Source organism: Sandarakinorhabdus sp. (genome assembly GCF_031422795.1).
Lineage (GTDB): Bacteria > Pseudomonadota > Alphaproteobacteria > Sphingomonadales > Sphingomonadaceae > Sandarakinorhabdus.
The window spans coordinates 1-4,956 of sequence record NZ_JANPML010000177.1; the positions used below are offsets into that span (position 1 = coordinate 1).

Here is a 4,956-nt window from a genome sequence, read left to right on the forward strand (position 1 = left end):
GCCAGCGCCAGCACTTCGCCCGAAACGCCGGCATCCAGTGTGCACAGTGCCCGCCCGCGATCATCGCTGGTGGCACTGCACTTGGCCTTCAGCTCACGCGTATCGCGCGCATTGTCATAGGCATAAAAGCCGCCAACCAGCCGCTTCCGGGTGGAGAGGATCTCGCGCGCGAACAGGCGCACGCTGATCTTCTGGCCGCGCACCGGCTTGCCGGCCAGATCGAGCACCACCAGCTTCAACCGCAGATCATCGGCCTTGCTCAGCCAGCCATCCGTGGCGATGCCGATCCGCACCGCCGCTGGGTCCAGCTTCAGCCGTGCCACCTTGGTGGCCACCTCGCCATTGGCGTCGGGATAGTCCATTTCGGCCACCAGCGTGGATGGGGCCATCACTGCCGGCCAACCGCTGGCCGACACCCGCGCCGTGCCGGCCGGGCCAAGCGTGAGCGGCTGTTCAGCGGCGCGCTGGGCGATGGTGCCGGCGCCCGCTTCGTTGCCGTCGCCATCAAGCGCGGCCAGGCCTGGCTTCACCGGTTCAGCGTCAAAACGCCAGCCGTCATAGCCCGCCACCTCGACACTGCGCGGCACAACGCGCGTGCGCAAGGTGACCGGCGTGCCGCCCGCAGCGCCGCCCGACAGGTAGGACAGCGCCAGATCAAGCGGCAGGCTGCGCGGCGCGACGGGGATCGCCTTGGGCCCGCTGATGCTCGCGCGGCTGGCGGGCAGGCGATATTCCTCCACCTGGAACCGGCCAACGCTGCGGTCTTCCCTGCCTTCGCTTGCCAGCTGCAAATCCCAATCACCGGCTGGCGCTGTGGCCGGCAGATCAACATGGCCGACCGGATCAGCACCGGGGCCGAGTGTCACCTTCAGCACCGTTTCGCTGGCCCAATGGCGGGCGGTGAGCGTGCGGGTGGCGAGCGTTCGGGCGGTAACGGCGGGGCGACCGAACCCGGTGTCGCTGGCTGTGCGTTCGAACAGTTTCAGGTTGATGCGCTCGCCGGGCCGCGCCAGCGTGCGATCAAGCACGGCATGGGCGATGCTGCCCAGGCTGCCGGTGCCGGTCGGCAGGTTGAAATCAAAACCCTGGATGCCGCGTCCCCAGCCGGACAGGGCAAAGCTGTAATCGTCGGCGGTGCGTGCCGAAATCAGCAGCGGCGCGGTCTGGCCGCGTTCACAGCCGCTCCAGCTTTCCGGGCGCGGCAAGCCGGCAGGGATCAGCGCGCGGCCCCGGGCGTCGCTCTTGCCCTGCCACAACAGCGTGCCCGTGCAGCTGTCCGTCACGCGCACGGCGGCGCCGGGCACCGGGCTGGCGTCGTTCAGGCGCGTCACCCAGGCCAGGCTGGCACCATCGCCCCACTGGAAATGCACTGCCATGTTGGTGACCAGCGCGCCGGTGGCAACATGGCGGACCTGGCCCGTTCCCAGCAACGCGCTGCCCAGCAATGGCGAGGCGATCTCCACAACATGGAAACCGCGGGTTTTCAGCGGGATGCCCACCACTTGCATCGCGCCGTCCTTGGCGCGCGCCACGCTGAAGCGGCGGGCTGGCTGGCGGGCGGGGATGAGCGGCTGGCTGCCGGTGGTTTCGATGCTGCGCGTGCCGCCATCACTGAGCGGCTCGCTGCGGAAACTGCGTTCCTCGGCCTTTTCCAGCTGCCGCAGCCAGCGGGCGATGGCGGCATCATCGGTGGTGCTGATGCTGCGGGTTGGCAGGGCGAGCATGCTGGCCGGCAGCGGATTTTCGACGCCGCGCAGGGTGACCGGCAGCACGCCGCCTTCTTCGGCCTCCAGTATCCCAAAGCTGCCGGCAAATTTGGCCAATGGCGGATAATCGGCGGTGGCGATGGCCAGCGGGAAGCGATCGGCATTGGCCAATCTGCGGCCGCTGTCGTCGGCCAGCGCGGCGGGCAGGGTGACGCGGAACGTCGCCCGCGCCGGCAGCGGCCCCTTGAAGCGCAGTTCCTGCAGCGTGTTGGCGCGGTCCTTCGGCGGCTCTGGCGCGATGGCGCGGCCGTTTTGCACCAACCGCGCTTGCAGTGCCACGGCACGCGGCACCGGCGCTGTAAAACTCAGCCGGATGGAATCGAGCGGGGAGCAGGCGGCGCCGGCATTCACCCGCGTGCACTCGATGCGCGCCGTGAAGGCTTGGCGCACAGTGAAGCGCCGCTGCCAGTCGGCGCCGGCGCTGAGGCCATTGGCAGCCGCAACGCCCTTGCCCCAGATGATGGTCAGCTTGCCGCCAGCGGGCAGCGGGCGACGGCATTTCAGCGCCGTGATGCTGGCCCGGCTGCGTGGTTCGCCGCCTTCGCTGGTGCGCCAGCCAGCCTGTTCCAGAAACCAGTTCAGGTTCCAGTTGCCGCGCGCGCCTTTGATGATGGCGTCACGCGTTGCATCAGGCTGGATGTCGAGCGGGATTTTTTCGCCCACGCCCTCCACCAGGCAGGCGGCATTGGCGGCAAGGCTGGCCGGGGTGGGCGGAGCTTCGCTGGCGACAAGGAAAATCTGGTCTTCGGCCGGTTCTTCATAATCGGGCGCGATGGCGCGCAGCGATGGCCCTGGGGTGGTGAAACGGAACGGGCCCGCGGTGGGCAGCGGCCGGCCGGCCAGATCCTTGAGCGCGGGCGAGAGCGTGAAGCTGCAGGCCCGCCCGCCCGGCAGCGGGGCGGGCAGATCAAGGGCAAAGCGCTGCGGATCGAGCCAGCGCGCCGCACCGCCTGCCGCGCAGGCCCCGGTGATGGGGGCGGGCGCGTTGCTGCCCAATGCCACCATCGGCGTCGCAAACCGCACCACGATCTGGCGCGGGGCTGCGACTGAACCTTCTGGCGAGAACCCTGTTACCCCTGGTCGCGCTTGCCCGATCAGCGGCACGGCCAGCACCAGTCCGCCGGCCGCAAAGGCAGCGATCAGGCGCAGGCGGGTCGGATTCGGCATGGCGCGCAGCTTGCCGTGAAAGCACTGGCGCAACAAGCGATTGCCGGCACGAGCACTGCTGTTCAGCGCGTTTGCTGCTGCGCGTTGCGGTGCCTTCTGCCTTTTTTCTGTCATGCGGCGGCGCTAGGCGCTATCCATGCCCATGATCCTCGCTCCGCTGGTGTTGCTGCTGATGGCTCCTTTGAAACCCGCGCCGGTCCCGCTGCCGCCGCCTGCCCCGCCGATCATCATCGCCCATCGCGGCGCCAGCGCCGAACGCCCCGAACACACGCTGGCTGCCTATGAACGCGCCATCGCGCAGGGTGCCGACTTTATCGAACCTGATCTGGTGGCGACCAAGGATCATCAGCTGGTAGCGCGGCATGAGAACGAGATTTCCGGCACCACTGATGTGGCGGCTCACCCGGAGTTTGCCAGCCGCAAGACGACCAGGACCATCGACGGCGAGGCGTTCACCGGCTGGTTCACCGAAGATTTCACGCTGGCCGAACTGAAGACGCTGCGCGCCAAGGAACGCCTGCCGCAGCTGCGCCCGGCCAATGCCGAATTTGACGGCCAGTTCGAGATCCCGACTTTGGCCGAGGTGATTGCGCTGGCCAAATCGGCTTCGGCGCGCACCGGGCGCACCATCGGCATCTATCCCGAAACCAAGCATCCCAGCTATTTCCGTGGCCTTGGCCTGCCGCTGGAGCCGGTCTTGCTGGCCGAATTGGCGAAGGTCGGCTGGACGACGCGCGAAGCGCCGGTGTTCATCCAGAGCTTCGAGGTCGACAATCTGAAGGCATTAAAAGGCCAGACCGGGGTGCGGCTGATCCAGTTGATGGGATCATCGGGCAAATCGGCAGATGGCTATGCCTATGCCGAACTGGCCAGCGCCGATGGTTTGAAGACAGTGGCGACCTATGCGGCCGGCATCGGGCCGGAACGGGTGATGATCATCCCGCGCGGGCCGGATGGCCGGTTGGCCCAGCCGACCAGCCTGGTGCAGGACGCGCATGCCGCCGGGCTGGAGGTGCATCCGTGGACATTTCGGCCAGAGAATTATTTCCTGCCCGAAGGCCTGAAATCAGGCAGTGATCCGCGCCTGCCCGGCGATGTGGAAGCCGAAATCCGCGCCTATCTGGCCACCGGCATCGATGGCCTGTTCAGCGATTCCACCGCTGCAGCGGTCAGGGCGCTGGCGCCGCCGCCGATTGCTTCGTCTGATCGGGCCAATCCAGCACGAAATTGATGTGAGCCGCTGCGATCGGCTTGTCGCGTGATCCCTGCCACGCCTGAGCTTGCACATTCACCACGCGGCGGCCGAGCTTGGTGATGCTGGCAGCGGCCCGGGTTTCCTGGGCGGCACCTTCGCGCATGAAATCCACCGTCACGGTGACCGGGCGCACGCGCGGCAGCGCTTCGCCTTCGGGCTGGGCGGCAATCACGGTGAGCAGGCCGGCCAGTTCCAGCAGGCCGCCAATGGCGCCGCCGTGCAGCCGACCGGGCGAGCCGATCAAGGTTTCGGCAAAGGGCATGACGAGCTGGAGTTCGCCATCGACCCATTCGAACGACAGGTCGAGCAGCGCCGCATAGGGCAGCATGTCGAGCCGGCCGGCGGGCTGGCGCAGCAGCGTGGCAAGGGCGGGGCTGGTCATTGCCAGCCGCCTGCCAATTTGGAGGCGGCAAACATGAAGGTGCCCGTGACATGGGCGATCGGATCGGCCGGATCACCATCATGGGCCAGGCCGCGCACGAAAGCGATCTGGCGGGTCATGCGGTAACATTCGCCGCGCGCCGTCACCGTGGCTTCCGGTTTGGGGCTGCGCACATAGTCGGTGCGCAGGTCGAGCGTGGCATGCGGTTCAAAGGCGCCGCGGGTGAGCATTGATGCCATGCCGACAGCGGTATCCATCAGCGTGATGATCGGGCCGGAGGCCCAGATACCGTGATCGGGATCGACCAGCAGATGGGCGGTGAACGGCATGGCATCAATGCTCACCCGCGGCGCCTTTGAACCGCATGCCACGCTCGACCTGCGCAC

General features: G+C 67.7%; 3 protein-coding genes and 1 pseudogene. 1 reads left to right on the forward strand and 3 read right to left on the reverse strand.

The annotated features are described in order from the left end of the window. Positions 1–2,933, reverse strand: a pseudogene (locus RMO81_RS06430) (alpha-2-macroglobulin); the annotation flags it as partial. A gap of 136 nt (positions 2,934–3,069) precedes the next feature. On the opposite strand from RMO81_RS06430, the gene RMO81_RS06435 reads away from it, so the two are divergent. Beyond that, positions 3,070–4,164 carry a glycerophosphodiester phosphodiesterase gene (locus tag RMO81_RS06435; RefSeq protein ID WP_409049591.1) on the forward strand — a complete coding sequence of 365 codons (1,095 nt, stop codon included), beginning with the start codon at positions 3,070–3,072 and terminating at the stop codon, positions 4,162–4,164. On the opposite strand, the gene RMO81_RS06440 is transcribed toward RMO81_RS06435, so the two are convergent. Then, positions 4,103–4,570 carry a PaaI family thioesterase gene (locus RMO81_RS06440; RefSeq protein WP_310474964.1) on the reverse strand — a complete coding sequence of 156 codons (468 nt, stop codon included), beginning with the start codon at positions 4,568–4,570 and terminating at the stop codon, positions 4,103–4,105. The two genes, RMO81_RS06435 and RMO81_RS06440, sit on opposite strands and share 62 nt — an antisense overlap. Continuing rightward, positions 4,567–4,956: a PaaI family thioesterase gene (locus RMO81_RS06445; RefSeq protein ID WP_409049592.1), complete on the reverse strand. Its 390-nt coding sequence runs from the start codon at positions 4,954–4,956 to the stop codon at positions 4,567–4,569. Before RMO81_RS06445 ends, RMO81_RS06440 begins: the two co-directional genes overlap by 4 nt.